This window comes from Moorena sp. SIO4A5, assembly GCF_010672005.1.
In the GTDB taxonomy this organism is placed as follows: Bacteria; Cyanobacteriota; Cyanobacteriia; order Cyanobacteriales; family Coleofasciculaceae; genus Moorena.
This window is the reverse complement of sequence record NZ_JAAHHZ010000006.1, coordinates 1-17214: the sequence shown is the minus strand read 5'-3', so window position 1 is coordinate 17214 and position 17214 is coordinate 1. Positions and strand designations below refer to the sequence as shown.

Sequence of the window (17214 nt, the reverse complement as noted above, 5' to 3'; positions counted from 1 at the left end):
TTCCTGGCCAGTCCAAAACCAGCCAGGAACTCTGGTTAAATCACAAGATTAACCTTTAGCAGCTTCCTCGCGTTCCTTCACTTCTTTAATTACCTCTTCTGCCACATTATTGGGGCAAGGGGCGTAGTGGGAGAACTCCATTGAGAACTGACCACGACCGGATGTCATAGTACGCAGGTCACCAATATAGCCAAACATCTCACTCAAGGGTGCATCTGCCTTAATGCGAGCACCAGTAAGAGTTTTCTCCTGAGACTTAATCATCCCACGGCGGCGATTGAGGTCACCAATTACATCCCCCATGTAATCTTCTGGTGTGAATACATCCACTTTCATAATTGGCTCTAACAATTGAGGTGAAGCCTTGCCAAAGGATTGCCGATAAGCAGCCCTGGCCGCAATTTCAAAGGCTATAGCCGATGAGTCTACGGGGTGGTAAGCACCATCAGTCAAGGTAACCTTGAAGTCCACACAAGGGAATCCAGCCAACAGACCCTTTTGAATACTGCTTTCAAAGCCCTTTTGCACAGCAGGCCAAAATTCTCTGGGGACATTACCACCAGTGACCTTGGACTCAAACTGGAAGCCAGTACCGGTTTCACCAGGTTCAATAACGTAATCGATTTTACCATATTGACCAGAACCACCAGACTGCTTCTTGTGGGTATAGCTGTCTTCGATGCGCTTAGTAATGGATTCACGGTATGCCACCTGGGGCTTACCTACCTCCACCTCAACGCCATGAGTCCGTTTCAGGATATCAACCTTAATGTCTAGGTGCAGCTCACCCATGCCCTTAATGATCGTTTCCCCACTTTCCTGGTCAGTTTCAACGTGGAAAGATGGGTCTTCCTGAACCATCTTGCTTAGGGCAATGCCCATTTTCTCAGACGAACCTTTTTTCTTAGGTGCGATCGCAATGGAAATCACGGGGTCTGGGAAGACCATCGGCTCAAGAGTAGCAGGATTTTTCGGGTCACAGAGGGTATGCCCAGTCTGGACATTTTTCATCCCAACGATGGCAACAATATCACCTGCCTGGGCAGAGTTAATTTCTTCCCTGGAATCCGCATGCATTTCTACCAAACGACCAATACGCTCAGTTTTACCGGTGAAGGTATTAAGTACTGTGTCACCCTTGGATAAGGTTCCTGAGTAGATACGGGTAAAGGTCAGAGCACCAAAGCGGTCATCCATGATCTTAAACGCCAAGGCACGCAAAGGTTTTTCTGGGTCAACATAGGCAAGGGTACCGGTTTCGTTACCTTCTAGATCGATTTCTGGCTGGGGTTTGACTTCAGTGGGATTCGGCAGGTAGTCAACTACAGCATCAAGTACCAACTGCACTCCCTTATTCTTGAAGGATGAACCGCAGTAGGTAGGGAAGAAAGCCAGCTCACGAGTTCCCTTGCGAATGCAACGCTTAAGGCTTTCGATATCTGGTTCTTCCCCTTCTAGATACTGTTCCATCACCTCGTCATCCTGCTCCACAGCCAATTCAATTAACTGCTCGCGGTAGGTTTCTACATCATCAACCATGTCGGCGGGAACATCTTGAATCTCATAGTTCATGGGATCCCCAGACTCATCCCATACCCATGCCTTACGGGTTAGCAAATCCACTAAACCCACAAAATCGTTCTCAGTTCCGATCGGCAGTACCATTACCAGAGGCTTAGCACCAAGGACATCTTCTACCTGCTTAACCACTCGGTAGAAATCAGCCCCGAGACGGTCAAGTTTGTTTACGTAGATAATCCGAGCAACTTTTGAATCATTGGCGTAGCGCCAGTTAGTTTCTGACTGGGGTTCTACACCACCTGAGCCACAGAAAACACCAACGCCACCGTCGAGAACCTTCAGAGAACGGTAAACTTCAATGGTAAAGTCTACGTGACCTGGGGTATCAATAATGTTGAGTTGGTGGTCTTTCCAGAAACAACTGGTGGCGGCAGACTGAATAGTAATACCGCGCTCTTGTTCCTGTTCCATAAAGTCCGTTGTAGCTGCACCTTCGTGAACCTCACCAATTTTGTGGATTTTCCCGGTAAGTTTTAGTATCCTCTCTGTTGTAGTTGTCTTGCCTGCGTCCACGTGAGCAAAGATACCGATATTTCGATAAGCAGTGAGGTCTTTCATAGTTACTCCTTATATTTACTCCTTAATAAAATTTAAACAAAATCTATGCATATTAACAATATGCCCAGCAGCGGTGTGATGGTTGTCGTGATCAACAAGCAAGAGGAAATATCAATCAGAGAATAACCAGCCCTCCCAATCATTGCCTGTTCAAAAAAATTAATCACGGAACGACGGTTATATTGCTCTATCGGTGATTCAGCAGCTGCTTTGAGGTTAGGGCTATGAATTATCCCCAGTCAAGCCAGAGAGCTTGGGCAAATGCGATCGCTATTTTTGGGACTACTTGAATAGTCTGCTTGTGTCACCTAATAGCCCTTATCCGTAAGAAAAAAACTCAATTTGAGGTACCAATGGGTCTTGAACAACACCCACACCAACAAACCCCCACCGTTCCAGCAAATTCTTCAACTGACTCCCAGAAACCGACTCTACAGAAAATTGGTCAGCTAAATCAGCACCGTGGGTATTGATATAACTCAGGGCATCAAAGTGTTCGCGAAACATCAACAGATATCCAGCGCCAGCCTCTGGGCTACCAGCTTTGGGTTGGGCAACCAGATAACGACCGTTCCTTCTAGAAAGAATCAGATAATGAATTTGGGTAAACATCTTGAAAATAGGTAAGCATTCAGCTATCAGCAGTCAGCAGTCAGCTAATCAACGGAAGGTATAAAATCAGCTTACTGAGTGGTACTGCTGCTTGAAAATCCCTGCTCATTTTACTCATCCGACCCAGTGCAGTGAAAGTGTCTGCTAGCACATCAATTAGCGTGCGGGTAGCGCATTAGCTGATAGCTGATCGCTGATCGCTGACGGCTGAATACTTACGAAAATAGTGCTGAGGCACGTCCGCGAGTTAGCAAGGCAGCTATGCTGAAGGCATAAGGCAGGAGGTATTAGGGACAATAGTTTCAGTTTTTTTTCCTGATTTAATCAAAGGTCTTATTCTATTTTGGTTGTAAACAAAAATTGACCTAAAAAGGTAACTTCGGACAAGGAAACACAGAGTTACCACTTAATCCTTGAGACTTCATTATCCATTGTCTATTTCAAATCTTCCAGACGAATGCGGGGATCAACTACTTTCAGCAGCAAGTCTGCTAACAAATTACCCAAAATCAGCATTGTAGCCCCCATCATCAAGCTTCCCATTACCAGATAGAGGTCTTGAGCAGTTACCGCCTGTAAAATCAAACGACCTAAACCTGGCCAGTTGAAGAAAATTTCAGCAATAAATGAGCCACTGAGTAGAGAAGCAAACTCAAAGCCAAGGATGGTAATCAGAGGATTGATAGCATTGCGCAAGGCATGGACATAGATAACTCGATTTTCTGGGAGTCCCTTAGCACGGGCTGTCTGAATGTAGTCTTGCCGTAGCACATCAAGTAATTCACCCCTAGTAATTCGCTGTAGACCAGCAAAACTAGTAATGGATAGAGCAATAGTTGGCAAAATCATATGCCAGCCAATATCCAAAACCTTACCAATGGCGGATAAATCATCATGATTGATACTGGTCATACTACCGACAGGAAATAAGGGGGAAAGATTCTGGGCAAGGATGAGCAGCAACAGAGCAGTGATTAGGCTGGGGAAACCCTGACCTGTGTAGCTAATGACTTGTAGAAATCGGTCAGTGGTGCGATTCTGATTGACAGCAGCCAGGATACCGAGAGGAATTGCGATCGCCCAAGTAATAAAGATTGAGGCTATTGCTAAGAGTAAGGTGGCTGGTATCCGCTCCAATAACAAAGAGGAGACGGGACGGAAGTAAGCGAAACTGGTACCAAAGTCAAATTTGGTCACAACTCGTACTAGCCAACGCCAATACTGCACAATTGCTGGCTGATCTAAACCAAATTGCTCCTTGAGTTCCTCGATGCGTTCCGGGGAAATTTTGGGATTTTGCCTGAGGGTATCCAGAAAATCTCCCGGTGCAAGCTGAATAATGGCAAAACTTAGAGCAGATGCCAACAGCAAGGTCAAAAGACCCTGCAACAGTCGCTTGACCACGTATAGAAAGGTCTCACTCGTGACCAGAAGTTTTAGTCTATGCCAAGCCCCATCAAACCGATTGATAATGCTAGAATCTCTAGTAGAAGAAGTCATATAATAGTCGTTAGTTGTTAGTCATTCGTCATTGCTTTAAAGTCCTTTAATTCTTAATTCTTAATTCTTAATTCTTAATTCTTAATTCTTAATTCTTATAAACTTATCTTTTGAGCAATGACTAATAAGTAATGGTTAAGTATAATGGTTAACTAATAGTCAACCAGGGTGATCAGGGGTACATCAGGCAGTTGCTGACGTCCACCTAAATCCCGTAATTCGATGATAAAGCCAAGACCTACCACTTGACCGCCTGCTTGTTCTACCAGGTTGACTGTAGCTGCTGCTGTTCCTCCAGTAGCAATTAAATCATCAATAATCACAACCTGGGAGTTAGGTGTGAAAGCATCTTGATGGACTTCCAACTTGTCTGTGCCGTATTCTAGGTCATACTCAGCCGAGTATACCGGTGCTGGTAGCTTACCCGGTTTGCGCACTGGGACAAACCCAGCCCCGAGTTGGTAAGCTATAGGTGGTCCAAATATAAAACCACGAGACTCCATACCCACGACATAATCAGCCCTTACTCCTGCTTCCTGAAATTTTTGAGCTAAGGTATCGATAGTGTAGCGCAGTCCTTCTGGATTTCTCAGGAGGGTAGTGATATCCCGAAATACAATCCCTGGTTTGGGAAAGTCAGGGATATCGCGAATCAGAGATTTTAAATCCATCGGTAGGTGAAGTTAGTTATCAATCGGGTTTGAATCAAACTATAGCTTGCCATTCCCTTTCTGTAAAAGCGTACACTAGAAAGCTGAACCTTGTGTGATTCCTTGGAACAAATCTATTCAAAAGGTTTTCGCTGTAGGATAAGCGCTATTAGAGTGAATCTTTCGACGGACCGTAATGCTGACCAATAGTCCTGCTTCCCAGTCAAAGCCAATAATTTTAGATAGCCTACCTGATTTCAGGATTCCAGCTCAGGGCTGTCCACCACGAACTCGGTTGCATATTGACCTAATTTTACTAGCCATTGAAGCTCTGGAACTGGGAGGTTCTGAGGCGATGCTATTGGCGGCTAGAGAGCTGGAACTTCAGGACATTATTAAAAATCGTGTTGTCCTGTGGCGTATGCGCTCTACCAATCCCTGGCGGCGCTCTTACACACGACGTCCTTTAACTCCAGAAGAAGCTAAGGCTCTAGTGGTGATTGCTAGTCATATGGCACGCCGAATGACCGTTCTGATTAGGCAGTTGTTGACCGCTTATCAACAACTGCTGGAAAAGCAGGTGCCTCTAGAACAACATTTTCGCCTATATAAGTATTTGGAAAGGTTCCAGGCTCATTTTCGCAGCCGGATGAACCCCCGTCGCTCTAAAGTTGCTGCCTATAACTCTCAAGAAAAGTTGAATGAACTGGCAATTTCTCTATTGAGTCAGCTTCTGTTCTGTACAGGCACTTCTGGAAGGCAAAGATTATGGACTAGTTTGTTTGATGGGGAATTGCCTTGAATGTTGCCGTTGCTGATTATCGCCATGCCATCAAGTATAGCCAGATTAATTAACCATTACCAATTATCCATTACCCTCAATGCTATTCTAAGAGGTTGAACAAAAATGAGCGACCCATTCCCCCACTTCCTTCAGGTGGGGGTTAGGAGCGCAAAAATATGATATAATGACATCATCTTGAGCGGTACGGCGAAGGACAGACGAGATTCTGAGCAACCCTGAGGCACGACCTCTCTACGATTGGGAAAATTAACCTATAAATCCTTTGTAGTCGGTTCATAAACGTCAGACTCTCAGGTAAAAGCTTCATTGAATAAGCCCCATAGCGGAAACGACTTGGGGGAACAGTCCAGCAAAAGTCCTGGATGTTCGGCGAGGATGCCGCCTGTCGCGAGGGATAAACCCTTGTAATCAAGACGGATACCCACACCACGAGAACGCAGGTGGGGGAAGCATTCATAGGGATTTTTCAGCAGGAACAGCCGATGACAATTCGACGCCAGTACAGTCTTCCCAACTGTACCCTAATCCTGGAGGGTTGGAGTAATAGTACCAAAGGGGATGGGTTACAGCCAGATGCCCGACCATTGCTGACAACTCTAACTAATGCGGAATGCCATTTAGGGGCTATGAACCAACCCCTAAGTGGTGGCCGGGATTTTTTTGAGGACTTGGTACATAGTGTAAGCCGCTATGCTCAGGAATTTTTGTCTAAAGTGCCTCACCCCCAACCCCATGCTGAGAAACCAGCTAAGGTGCATCTGCAGAAAGTCGAGGACAAGAATTTGCATCGACTGACACTGCAAGATACTCCTGGGTCACGAGGAATGACCAACTCAGGGAAACCTCTCCATGTAGATTTGAACACAGTGCAGTTGTTTGACTTGGTGGAGGCGATTGACCAGTTTTTGGCTGATGGACGAACCCTACCAGATATTAGTGTTTCGTTACAGCCTGTTTCTAAGCACTATCGCCAAGCTGAAAAACCAGTAACCGAGCGTACTGCCCCCGCTGCACTGGGAATGGCAAGTTTGGCTCTAGCTGCGATCGCATTTTTCTTTGTACCGATTCCAGAAGTACGGGAACCCGAACCTTCCCTAACACGGGAAAATGCCAATGAAACCACTACCCCAACTGGGGAGAGTGACCCTCAGGCAACACCAACACCAACACCAAAGGGAACACCACTCTCGATTGAGGAGCTAGAAAAAGTCCTGACAACTGCACCAGAAATTACTGATCCCACAGAGTTGCGCTATATACAAAGAAGCTTGCAAAAGCGAATTTTTCGAGCTTGGGGGAACCGGAAACAGTTTGCTGGGAATTTAAAATACCAGGTTAGTGTTGGCAGAGATGGCGCGATTTTAGGCTACAAACCTGTTAATGGCACACCCTTGGATGGGTCAGAGCAAACCCCCCTGACTGAGTTGCTATACACCAAAACTTCAGACAATATTGCTACCCAAGAACCTATTGCTCAGTTCCAGGTGTTATTTAAACAAGGGGAAGACGAAGGGATACTGGAAATCAGTCCTTGGGATGGTTATCTTGGTAAGATTACCCTAGGTCCAGAAATCACTGACATCGCTGTCATTAATGATTTGAAAGACAAAGTGTCTCAGACAATTCGTGACAGTTGGAATAAAACCTCTAGCTATCCTCAAGATTTAACTTATCGGGTAGGTGTGACTGAAGAGGCTATCATTGCTGATTATGAAGCAATTGATAAAGAGTCTTGGGATTACTCCCAAGAAACTCCTCTAGAACGCCTAATCAAGCCAGCAGCAGCTGGAATTGGTGGCGAAGGGACTGGGTTAGTACCCCAGAAGCCCCTTGGTCATTTCCGAGTAGTGTTTAAGACTAATGGTGAGTTAGATGTTAGTCCCTACAGGAGCAACGAATAATTTACTGTGGAAAATGGAATTTTGGCTGATACCCAGTTGCGTTCTTGGTTGACCGTTAACCATTGCTTGTTTCGAGTCAACACTTAACACTCAACACAACTGTTTAAAATTAAAATCCCCCCTGCTCCAGGGGGGATTTTTAACGAAACATACTGCTGACAGAAGAGTCTTCATGAATACGCCAGATGGTTTCACCCAATAAGTTAGCCACTGAAAGCACTGTCAGCTGTGGAAACCGTTTGGCGTCCGGTAGTGGAATAGTATTGGTAACAATTACTTCTTCAAACACCCCACTAGAGAGGCGCTCTACAGCTGGTGGGGAAAACACGGCATGGGTTGCACAAGCATAGACTTGGCGAGCCCCCTCTTGACGCAGTACTTTGGCAGCTTCACAAATCGTGCCAGCGGTGTCAATCATATCATCGACTAACACCGCAGTTTTACCCTTGACATCCCCAATCACATTCATGACTTGAGCGATATTGTGAGCTTGCCTGCGCTTGTCGATAATCGCAAGAGGAGCATCATATAGCTTTTTAGCAAACGCTCTGGCTCTAGCCACACCACCAACGTCGGGGGAAACTACTACCAGATCGGTTAGGTCTTTAGAAGCCAGATATTGTAGCAATACTGGTGAACCGTAGACATGGTCACAGGGAATATCGAAATAACCTTGAATTTGAGCGGAGTGCAAATCCATTGCCAAAATCCGATTAGCACCAGCTCCAGTAATCAGGTTAGCCACCAGTTTCGCTGTAATGGACTCACGGCCAGCGGTTTTACGGTCTGCTCGAGCATAACCATAGTAAGGAATCACAGCAGTAACTTGCCGCGCTGAGGCTCGACGGCAAGCATCGATCATAATCAGTAACTCCATCAGGTAATCATTCACCGGATAGCAAGTCGGTTGAATCAGGTAAACATCACACCCCCTGATGGATTCTTGAATTTGGACATAGAGCTCCCCATCAGCAAATCGTTTCCGTACCATCGGTCCCAAGTCGAGTCCTAGATAGCGTGCCACTTCCTGAGAAAGGGAAACATTTGCCGAACCAGAAAATAGTCTTAAACGATTGTTATCGGCTATCTGGGGCAGAATAGGTTGAAGCTCTAAAGTAACTGAACTGCTCACAGCAAACCCTCGAAGCTTATTTCAACGCGATCTTAACATTCTACGAATATCCCTTTTATAATAATTTTTATAATTATTTATTTAAATTTGATTAATATTTTATTAATTTTTATAGCGTTGACCTAACAGAGGTGTTGAATAAAGACACTATATATAGTGTATTGCCATCACAGGAACCTGATAACTCAAGCAGGTTTTTTAAGTTTCTTACTCAAATCTGAAAATTAACTATTGTACTTAATTCGATCAACTGTACATCTAGTCAAGTAAGGTAGTTATTTGAGATAATTCAACACCACAATAAGATAGCAATGAACAGGTAGTGATGTTCTAAGAAACCCGAACAACATATATAGCGGTTCTCATATTCATTAGGTACACAGTATTTTTTCCCTATTCCCTATTTCCTATTCCCTATTCCTGATTTCCTATTCCCTATTCCCTACAGGATTTACGCAATAACTATACTTGTAGGGTCTGGTTCCGGATCCTACACCATAAGGGTGTTTTGAGTCCAGTTTTGGGTAAGCCCTGATGTATATGGTGATCAACTTATCTGTGGCTCAACTCTGTGGCTCAACAGAACAGTTGGAATCCACCGGTGAAGTTCCAAAGCAACCGAAATAAGTCTAAACTTCAAGAATACTCCTCCTGCCTCATTGTGCGTAACAACTGATCTACCACCGATGGAACCACCGATTGCCTCTGGAACTATTCTGCAAAATCGCTACCATCTGCTCCGTGTCCTTGACCAAGGGGAATTCAATCGGACTTACCTGGTAGAGGATCAAGGGCGTTTCAATGAACCTTGTGTCCTGAAAGAATTTATTCCCCCTCAGACAGAAACTAATAATCTAGATAAGTCAAGGCAACTGTTTCAACAAGAAGCAGGTATCCTGTATAAAATTGAACACCCGCAAATTCCTCAGTTCAGAGCTACCTTTGAAGAGGACGGACGACTGTTTCTGGTGCGAGACTACGTAGAGGGAAAAACCTATGGTGACCTACTAGAACAACGCAAAGCCCTTCAGAATCAAAGCCAACCTCTATCTTCTAATCTGGATGGGGAAGTCCAATCACCCCCAATAGCTGCTAGCCCGACCAACTTGGGAGTCTTATCAGAAACGGAAGTGCGTCAGCTATTGCAGCAATCTTTGCCAGTTTTGGACTACATCCACAGCCAAGGGATTATTCACCGAGATATCACACCCGATAACATTATCATGCGGGAGACGGACAGTATACCCGTTTTGATTAATTTGGGTGTGGTACAGGAACTGGCAACTCGTCTTCAATTGCCCGATACTCCCACACCAACAACTAGTATTGGCAAAAGCGGCTACGCTCCCAGGGAGCAAATTCAGACAGGTCAGGTGTATCCGAGTAGTGACCTCTATTCCCTAGCAGTGACTGCGATAGTGCTACTAACTGGGAAAGAACCAGGAGAACTGGTGGATAATACTAATCTGACTTGGAACTGGCGTCCCTGGGCTAGGGTTAGCGATGAGTTAGCTGAGATATTAAATCGGATGCTTAGTTATCAACCAAGCGATCGCTACCAATCCGCTAGGGAAGTCTTGTATGCCTTTCAAGCTTCTGGGTTAACTCCCCAACTGCCAAAGCCCAAGCCAATACCCGGCACAACGGTGGCATCAGCTGAAGGTGGGACACCCAGGGAGGCCAGAGGTGCAGAACCGAGTGAACCGGTGATGTCTCAAGCCACGGGTAACTCTATCTGGAATAGTCCTTGGCCGTTGCTTGGGATAGCTACAGGACTAGCAGCGCTGGCAGGAATAGGCTCTTGGGTATGGGTGAGCAATGTTAATCAGCAGGACACTGGGAAATCCCCTAGTCCTAAGGTGTCAGTGAGTCCTAGTCCTAGTCCTAGCCCTAGCCCTAGCCCTAGTCCCACCCCGAGTAAGCCTCAAATCTACAGTCAGCTTCTAGAGCTTTCTGCAGGTAAAACCCTTTCTAAATCCAGCAATTTAAAGGCTAATCACACTATTAACTACATTATCCAGGGTAAACAAGACCAAACCCTGAAGGCAGATCTCAGTGACGAAGGGGTGTTGATGACAGTGCTTGGCCCGGACGGAAAACCAGTGGACAATCGAGCTCAGCGGGTGCGGCAATGGGAAGGTAAATTTCTTTTCACTGGCAACTACACGATTCAACTGAGTCCAGTTAAGGGTCTACCGGATAGCGATTATCAGCTACGATTAAGGTTAACAGAAGCACCGAAGCCGAAACCAAAATCCAAACCGACTGCTGAGTATAAGATAAAACTGGTCAATTTGTTGGAGAAAAACAAGCCTTTGCGGCTACTGGGTCGCACTAGCCCCCAAAAGATTCAGCGCTACTTGGTGAAGGCTAAACAGGGTCAGCAATTGAAGCTAGAGGTGATTGAAAGTGATGTGGCTTTAACTATCCGCTATCCCAATGGCAAGTTAGTGGAAAAGGCTTCAGGGGTGCAAAAGTGGCAAGGTCAGCTGCCTAGTTCTGGTGAGTATATAGTAGATGTAATTGCTCAACAGGAAAGAAACTTTGCTGTAGATATTAGCCTTACGGACTGAGAGTGAGTCAATCTTGAACGTATTACTAATTACTGGCACCAATACAGGCATCGGCAAAACGGTTTTGACTTGTGTGATCGCTGCTTATTGGCAGACTTACCGTCCTCAAGAGAGTCTGGGGATATTCAAACCGATTCAAACGGGAATTGGCGATCGCGAAATTTACCACCAACTATTTGACTTGGCTCAAACCCTGGAGGAGATCACACCCGTGGAGTTTAAAACCCCTGCAGCACCACCAGTTGCCGCAGATCTAGAAGGACGACAGGTTGACCTCGAAAAGGTCTGGCAAGGCTTCGTTAGTCTGCGCAGTCAGCGGGATGTGGTGTTGGTGGAAGCTTTGGGAGGACTAGGTTCACCGGTGACTCATGAACTGATTGTGGCAGATTTGGCAAGGGATTGGCGATTGCCTTGTGTATTGGTTGCGCCGATAGAATTAGGAGCGATCGCACAAGTGGTTGCTAATGTTGCCCTGGCACGCTCATCACGAGTTGACATCAAAGGGATTGTCCTCAATTGCGTCCAACCTCGTACCTCCGAAGAAATAACTCAGTTGGCTCCGATTAGCTTAATCGAGACTCTAACCAATGTTAAGGTTTTGGGGATTTTACCTCATCTATCTGACCCAATGGACTACTCGAAACTTGCTCAAGTCGGTTCCAGTTTGGATGTCAGTGGTTGGTGAGGCATGATGGTAAATGTGAGGGGAAAGGCTAAAAAAGGTTAAACTATGCGATCGCGGACGATTCGAGAAGGCTCCGTTGGCTTATTAATAGTAGCAGGACTTGCTGTTTTCGGTGGACTTGTTGTATGGATTAGTGGGATTAGCTTAGGTCGAAAGAGCTATAAATTCATTGTCAATTTTGGGAACGCTGCTGGGATGCAAGTGGGGGCATCGGTCAGCTATCGCGGTGTCCAAGTTGGGAGAATCACTAAGATTGAACCCGGTACTAATGGGGTCAATGTCACCGTTGAAATTGATGACCCTGGATTGTTAATCCCCCGCAAAGTCCAGGTTGAAGCTAATCAATCGGGTTTAATTGGTGCTACCAATGTTGATATCATGCCTCTAGGACAATTACCTGCAACTGCTCAAAGTCTTACACCCTTCGGAGCACAATGCAATTCTTCCCTAGTTATTTGTGAAGAAGATCAGATTAATGGTGATGTGGGTTCCACCTTTGCTGACCTCCTACGGAACGGAAATCGCATTGCTGAACTCTATGCTGATCCAGCGTTTTTTGACAAAATCAATAGTCTTGCGGAAAATGCCTCCAATGCCGCCAGAGACGTCTCAGAACTTAGCAAAGAGATGACCCAGTTGTCCCGCATCGTGCGGCAAGAGGTAGCAGGCTTGTCCAACGCAACGAATGCTGTGACCAGTGCGGCCAATCAAACATCTAGTCTAATCGGGTTGGCAACCAGTAGCATTTCTAGTACCTCCCAGCAATACAGCCAAACGGCAAGGGAACTCAATCAACTGATTACCTCTGCCAATCAACTATTGGTAAGCAATCGGGGAAATTTGGTCACCACCTTGGATAGCATCTCTCAGGCCAGTCAAGATCTGCGTGTACTGACCAGCAACTTAACCGTTACCGCGAATCGGGTTAACTCAGCGGTTTATCAAACGGATGTGTCACAAATGCTGCGGAACTTAGAAAACCTATCAGCTAATGCTGCCCAAGCTTCTGCTAACTTACGTAATGTTTCCAATACTCTCAACAGTCCCACTAATTTACTAGTATTGCAACAAACCCTAGACTCAGCACGAGTTACCTTTGAAAATGCTCAAAAGATTACCGCTGACCTAGATGATCTGACTGGGGATCCAGCGTTTCGCCGCAATGTCAAGGATTTAGTTAATGGACTCAGCGGCTTAGTGTCTTCTACCGAGCAGCTGCAACAGCAGGCTTTGATATCTCAACAACTGGAAGCTCTGAATACTGCTATAGACACAGCTTCGTCTAATGAGCTGGCTAAAACCGTTCCCATCCCTAAGTCTCCCTCTAAGATCGATCTACCTAAGATCGATCCAATAGCTCCCGCTGATCAGAACGTTAAACCGAATCAACAAAAACAGATGTTTAAGCTTTTACCCCCAGCCCCTAGGAAATCGGTTAAATGAAATTAATCTAGTAAAGGGAGCAGGGACTGAGGCCGTGGGCCACGCGGGGCGCGTTCGGAGCTGGGAGCAGGGAACAGTGGTAAGAGGCCGTATTCAGTAAATTTTGTGAGTTGAAGAGCCTAATTTTTCTGTCTTGATGCAAAGCGCGAGTGGGGGAAACCCCCTTTGGCCGACTGCATCGCTTTTACAGTAAGCTTTCTGAGTTTTTTAACTGGAAATTTATCATAAAAGGTACTGAAAAACCAACATGATTTTTTCCCACTCCCTACTCCCTACTCCCTACTCCCTACTCCCTACTCCCTATTCCCTGTTCCCTATTCCCTGTTCCCGACTTCAGCAAAGAGAGTCACGTCCAGTCATCCTGGCTTCCAGAACTGTTGTCTCGTCTATACGCAAGACCGGCTTGATGAATCTGAAGGGTTTTCTCAAAAAGCTGTGGTTCTGTCAGTTGCCATCGCTGGAGTAGTAAATCCAAGTCCCTTTGAATGGCTCTAGCACCGGGGAAGTTATCATAACGAATCCGCAGTCGGGCTAATTCGGCCAAGTTGTATTCATTGGGTTGTTGTTGTAAAAGACGGTTAACTATTTCGCGATCGCGTTTTTCCTGAGGATGTTGCTGGTCTTGATTTCCTTCCATCTCAGTCAAGGCTTCCATGCTTGCTTGAACAGTAATAATTACTTATAGCAAAGGGAATCGGGAATCGGGAATCGGGAATCGGAGTAAGAATGTGGGGAGGGTGGGGAGAGACGGGAGTGTGGGGAGATGGGGAGATGGGGAGATGGGGGAGATTGTTATAAAGGGTAATTATCCGGAGATCATATGAGATTTTGCCAGAGTAACCAACTACTTAATAAGAGTAGTAATACTAGTAAAATAATTCTGATTATAACTAATAATTTTTAGTTATGTTTTTAGCTTTAAATATACTTGTATTTTTGTTGATATAGCGGTTGATAACCTAATCAAGTATACAGGATTTTTTCCTTGTTCCGGTGATCCGAAGTTCCCTTTGCTAAAGGTGCAATCTCTCAGTGCTAAACAGATGTTCCTCTGACCAACAGTGGGGGGAACTCTAAGACTGAGATTAATCGGCCAGACCTATCTATGAAATGCGTAAGCTTCCCCCAAGCCCACAAAGCTAATGCCTTATCTAGCTGCCACTACAGCACCAATCCCCTCAGACAAAGCCTACCAACAGACCCCATTTCACGCTTTGCAATGGTCAATAGACCTCTTGCAAAAGTATTATTCTGATAGTCTTTGCGTCAATTTTTGTCCACTGTTCCGGTGATCCGCTGTTCCCTGTTCCCGACAACTGCCGCGAAGTCTAATCCAATTGGGCTGCGGGTTCGGTGACCATTACCAGCAACAACTTGACCGTTCGCGATGGTGCCGAAATCTCGGTCAGTGCTCGTGGTTCAGGGGAGTTAGCCCAGGCTGGTAATCTCGACATTACTGCTGAGTCGATTGTATTAGACAAAAGCGCTACCCTTTCTGCTGAAGTCAGTGCTGGCGATAAGGGCAATATTATTCTGGATTCTCAGCTAATCTTGATGCGCGATCGCAGTAACATCACTACTAATGCTACAGGTTCTGTCACTGGCAGTAACATTACTATCGATACTGACTTGCTAGTTGCCCTAGACAATAGCGATATCACTGCCAATGCTGAAGATAGCTTTGGAGGACAAGTGATTATCATTTTTGGTACTGAATTTCGGGAAGAAAAAACTGCAGAAAGTGATATTACCGCCTCTTCCCAACTGGGAGCTTCCTTTAGCGGTACCGTCGAAATTAATGCACCATACTTCGACCCTAGCGCGGGATTATTCGAGCTACCAGAAAATTTTGTGAATCCCAAACTCCTAGTTGCCACTGGTTGCGGTACCGATGAGGGGAATCAATTTACCCAATTTGGGCGGGGTGGCTTACCCACAGACCCCACTAAACCTCTTTTGGGTGAAACCCTGTGGATGGATTTACGTCCATTACCTCGCCACAGAACTCGCCGCCGGAAAAATCCTATCTTAGCTTCTAGTGCTTCTAATGCAGCTAACTCACGTCGGTCTAGAATTGTTGAAGCTAATCGATGGATTATTAATAAGGACGGAGTGGTAGAGTTAGTGGCTGATTCACCTCAGTCGAGTCCCTTCATTTCCTGGTTTTCCCCTTATTATTGCCTACGGTAACAGAAATGGGCCAATAACTGTACGTTTCTGGACTTTTAGGCTTTCTTAATCATTCACCCTACTAATTATCATCCCATTGCTATTTTTTTTGACTAGGCCGATAAGTGTTACAAATAGTTAACAGTACTTAATATCTGTCAGTAGTTTTTCTAGAATTAAATTATAGAACCCTATCACATTGAGTAGCATCTGACTACAGCACTGACTACAGCACTGACTACAATCAACTATTCACTCAACGTCTTCAATGTCAGGGATTATAGCTCAAGCGCGAACCTCAGTATCTTACCCATCTTCCCTATCTTTACTAGACAAAGGAAACCCTTAATTTATTTTCTGCAAGTACTTAAATTCCATGTCTTCGAGCCCCCATTTGAATAATTTGAAGAGACGAGGAAAAACTAATCATGGCTTACAAAAAGATTCTGGTAGCAATCGACCGCTCATCCCAAGCAGAAGCAGTGTTTGAACAGGCCTTAGACCTAGCCGCAAAAGAACAGAGTACTCTGATGCTAGTACACTGCCTTAACTGGGAACCTCAGGAAATGATGACTCCTTACGTAGGTCTTGGCACCATAGCCGATGTAGACGTGTATGGTAGTATCCGAAAGGTTCAGCAAGAAAATCTGCAAAAACACGTTGAGGAAAACAAAGAGTGGCTTAGGAGTTATGCTCAACAGGCCAATGATCATGGTATCGCTGCCGAAGTATCTTGTCAATTGGCAGATCCGAGTGTAGGAATTTGTGATCTCGCCCAAAAGTGGGGTGCGGATTTAATTGTTCTAGGTCGTCGAGGGCTTGGGGGTTTAAAAGAAATAGTACTCGGGAGTGTCAGTAACTATGTTGTTCACCATGCTCCTTGCTCAGTGTTGGTGGTTCAAGGGGTAGCAACCCCAAGCCTTGAGTTAACCACTACAGCCACTCCAGTAACTAGAGATACAAAGTAGAGATAGACACCCTTGACATTCTAAGGCTTGAGGGATTATGCATTTATTACATAGAAGGATAGAATAGACAGAGTCATCACTAATCATTTCATTAATCCTTCTTACTTCCACCAGAAGTCTAGTCTGTTTTTGAGAACAGGAATTCCGCAACAACTCTACTTGTAGGGTGCGTTATTAACGCACCCTACTACTTATATCATGTCGGGATAATTACCCTTAATAAAAATCTCCCCCATCTGGCCATCTGGCCATCTCCCCATCTTCCCACACTTCCCACCCTCCCCACACTTCCCCTCCTGGTCGGGGTTAGGGGTGGGTCCCACCCTCCCTCTAATTATGGGTATTCAACCTAACTTGATATTATAGGTTTTGGAGTCCAGTTTTGTGTAAGTTGTGGGAGTTATTTCTTCGGTAATTTCTCAACAACCGTGGCTTGTTGATGTTAGTTTGCTTGTATAGCAATCCCTGTAGGAATTGTGAAAATTTTGATCCCATATTCCCTGTTCCGGTGATCCGCTGTTCCCTGTTCCCTTTGCTATATTCATACTTAGGCATTTTTGTCAATGCTGAGGTGATAATTAGATCTACAGGTTACCACCTGCCATCAGAAGAAGTATCTATGATGCCGGTAGATATT

The 17214-nt window shown here is 45.3% G+C and carries 15 protein-coding genes; 9 read left to right on the top strand and 6 right to left on the bottom strand.

Annotation, left to right across the window (positions count from 1 at the left end; all coding sequences use genetic code 11):
- Positions 1-48 precede the first annotated feature (48 nt).
- From fusA to F6K57_RS04855, 4 genes are all read right to left on the bottom strand, one after another.
- Positions 49-2139, bottom strand: coding sequence for an elongation factor G (gene fusA, locus F6K57_RS04870; RefSeq protein ID WP_293065323.1), 2091 nt, complete (start codon positions 2137-2139; stop codon positions 49-51).
- Positions 2140-2457: 318 nt separating this feature from the next.
- Positions 2458-2751 (bottom strand): hypothetical protein, encoded by a 294-nt coding sequence (locus F6K57_RS04865; protein ID WP_293017827.1) that lies wholly within the window; start codon positions 2749-2751, stop codon positions 2458-2460.
- A 435-nt stretch (positions 2752-3186) separates the two neighbouring features.
- A complete protein-coding gene (locus tag F6K57_RS04860; RefSeq protein WP_293036317.1) occupies positions 3187-4251 on the bottom strand; it encodes an ABC transporter permease in 1065 nt (354 codons plus the stop codon).
- A gap of 152 nt (positions 4252-4403) precedes the next feature.
- Positions 4404-4922, bottom strand: a complete 519-nt coding sequence (locus F6K57_RS04855; RefSeq protein ID WP_293036320.1) for an adenine phosphoribosyltransferase — start codon at positions 4920-4922, stop codon at positions 4404-4406.
- Positions 4923-5097: 175 nt separating this feature from the next.
- On the opposite strand from F6K57_RS04855, the gene F6K57_RS04850 reads away from it, so the two are divergent.
- Complete coding sequence (locus F6K57_RS04850) at positions 5098-5703, top strand: DUF3038 domain-containing protein (protein WP_293036322.1); 606 nt, start codon at positions 5098-5100, stop codon at positions 5701-5703.
- A gap of 443 nt (positions 5704-6146) precedes the next feature.
- Positions 6147-7607 (top strand): DUF4335 domain-containing protein, encoded by a 1461-nt coding sequence (locus F6K57_RS04845; protein WP_293036325.1) that lies wholly within the window; start codon positions 6147-6149, stop codon positions 7605-7607.
- Between the two features lie 139 nt (positions 7608-7746).
- Here F6K57_RS04845 and F6K57_RS04840 read toward each other — a convergent pair whose 3' ends face one another.
- Positions 7747-8739 carry a ribose-phosphate pyrophosphokinase gene (locus tag F6K57_RS04840; RefSeq protein ID WP_293017817.1) on the bottom strand — a complete coding sequence of 331 codons (993 nt, stop codon included), beginning with the start codon at positions 8737-8739 and terminating at the stop codon, positions 7747-7749.
- Between the two features lie 686 nt (positions 8740-9425).
- Between F6K57_RS04840 and F6K57_RS04835 the strand changes: the two genes are divergently transcribed.
- Genes F6K57_RS04835 through F6K57_RS04825 form a run of 3 tightly spaced genes read left to right on the top strand, consistent with a single transcriptional unit; the run spans position 9426 to position 13440 of the window.
- Entirely contained in the window at positions 9426-11312 is a 1887-nt protein-coding gene (locus F6K57_RS04835; RefSeq protein WP_293040003.1) for a serine/threonine-protein kinase, read from the top strand.
- Between the two features lie 13 nt (positions 11313-11325).
- The gene (gene bioD / locus F6K57_RS04830) at positions 11326-11997 is read left to right on the top strand and encodes a dethiobiotin synthase (protein WP_293040006.1); all 672 of its coding nucleotides are present in this window, start codon (positions 11326-11328) and stop codon (positions 11995-11997) included.
- A gap of 45 nt (positions 11998-12042) precedes the next feature.
- Complete coding sequence (locus tag F6K57_RS04825) at positions 12043-13440, top strand: MlaD family protein (RefSeq protein ID WP_293040009.1); 1398 nt, start codon at positions 12043-12045, stop codon at positions 13438-13440.
- Positions 13441-13786: 346 nt separating this feature from the next.
- Here the strand turns inward: F6K57_RS04825 and F6K57_RS04820 are convergent, their stop codons facing one another.
- A complete protein-coding gene (locus F6K57_RS04820) occupies positions 13787-14077 on the bottom strand; it encodes a DUF3288 family protein (protein WP_364301392.1) in 291 nt (96 codons plus the stop codon).
- Positions 14078-14582: 505 nt separating this feature from the next.
- Between F6K57_RS04820 and F6K57_RS04815 the strand changes: the two genes are divergently transcribed.
- The 4 genes from F6K57_RS04815 to F6K57_RS04800 form a co-directional block, all read left to right on the top strand.
- A complete protein-coding gene (locus F6K57_RS04815; RefSeq protein WP_293065314.1) occupies positions 14583-14732 on the top strand; it encodes a hypothetical protein in 150 nt (49 codons plus the stop codon).
- A 61-nt stretch (positions 14733-14793) separates the two neighbouring features.
- Positions 14794-15630 (top strand): S-layer family protein, encoded by an 837-nt coding sequence (locus F6K57_RS04810; protein ID WP_293017806.1) that lies wholly within the window; start codon positions 14794-14796, stop codon positions 15628-15630.
- A 407-nt stretch (positions 15631-16037) separates the two neighbouring features.
- Positions 16038-16577: a universal stress protein gene (locus F6K57_RS04805; RefSeq protein WP_293065310.1), complete on the top strand. Its 540-nt coding sequence runs from the start codon at positions 16038-16040 to the stop codon at positions 16575-16577.
- Between the two features lie 439 nt (positions 16578-17016).
- Positions 17017-17214, top strand: a 198-nt coding sequence (locus F6K57_RS04800) for a hypothetical protein (RefSeq protein WP_293065307.1), incomplete at its 3' end; no start/stop codon positions are given.

Coding starts and splice junctions, on each gene's coding strand:
- fusA (WP_293065323.1), bottom strand. CDS start 2,139: ATGAAAGACCTCACTGCTTATCGAAATATCGGTATCTTTGCTCACGTG.
- F6K57_RS04865 (WP_293017827.1), bottom strand. CDS start 2,751: ATGTTTACCCAAATTCATTATCTGATTCTTTCTAGAAGGAACGGTCGT.
- F6K57_RS04860 (WP_293036317.1), bottom strand. CDS start 4,251: ATGACTTCTTCTACTAGAGATTCTAGCATTATCAATCGGTTTGATGGG.
- F6K57_RS04855 (WP_293036320.1), bottom strand. CDS start 4,922: ATGGATTTAAAATCTCTGATTCGCGATATCCCTGACTTTCCCAAACCA.
- F6K57_RS04850 (WP_293036322.1), top strand. CDS start 5,098: ATGCTGACCAATAGTCCTGCTTCCCAGTCAAAGCCAATAATTTTAGAT.
- F6K57_RS04835 (WP_293040003.1), top strand. CDS start 9,426: ATGGAACCACCGATTGCCTCTGGAACTATTCTGCAAAATCGCTACCAT.
- F6K57_RS04825 (WP_293040009.1), top strand. CDS start 12,043: ATGCGATCGCGGACGATTCGAGAAGGCTCCGTTGGCTTATTAATAGTA.
- F6K57_RS04820 (WP_364301392.1), bottom strand. CDS start 14,077: ATGGAAGGAAATCAAGACCAGCAACATCCTCAGGAAAAACGCGATCGC.
- F6K57_RS04815 (WP_293065314.1), top strand. CDS start 14,583: ATGCCTTATCTAGCTGCCACTACAGCACCAATCCCCTCAGACAAAGCC.
- F6K57_RS04805 (WP_293065310.1), top strand. CDS start 16,038: ATGGCTTACAAAAAGATTCTGGTAGCAATCGACCGCTCATCCCAAGCA.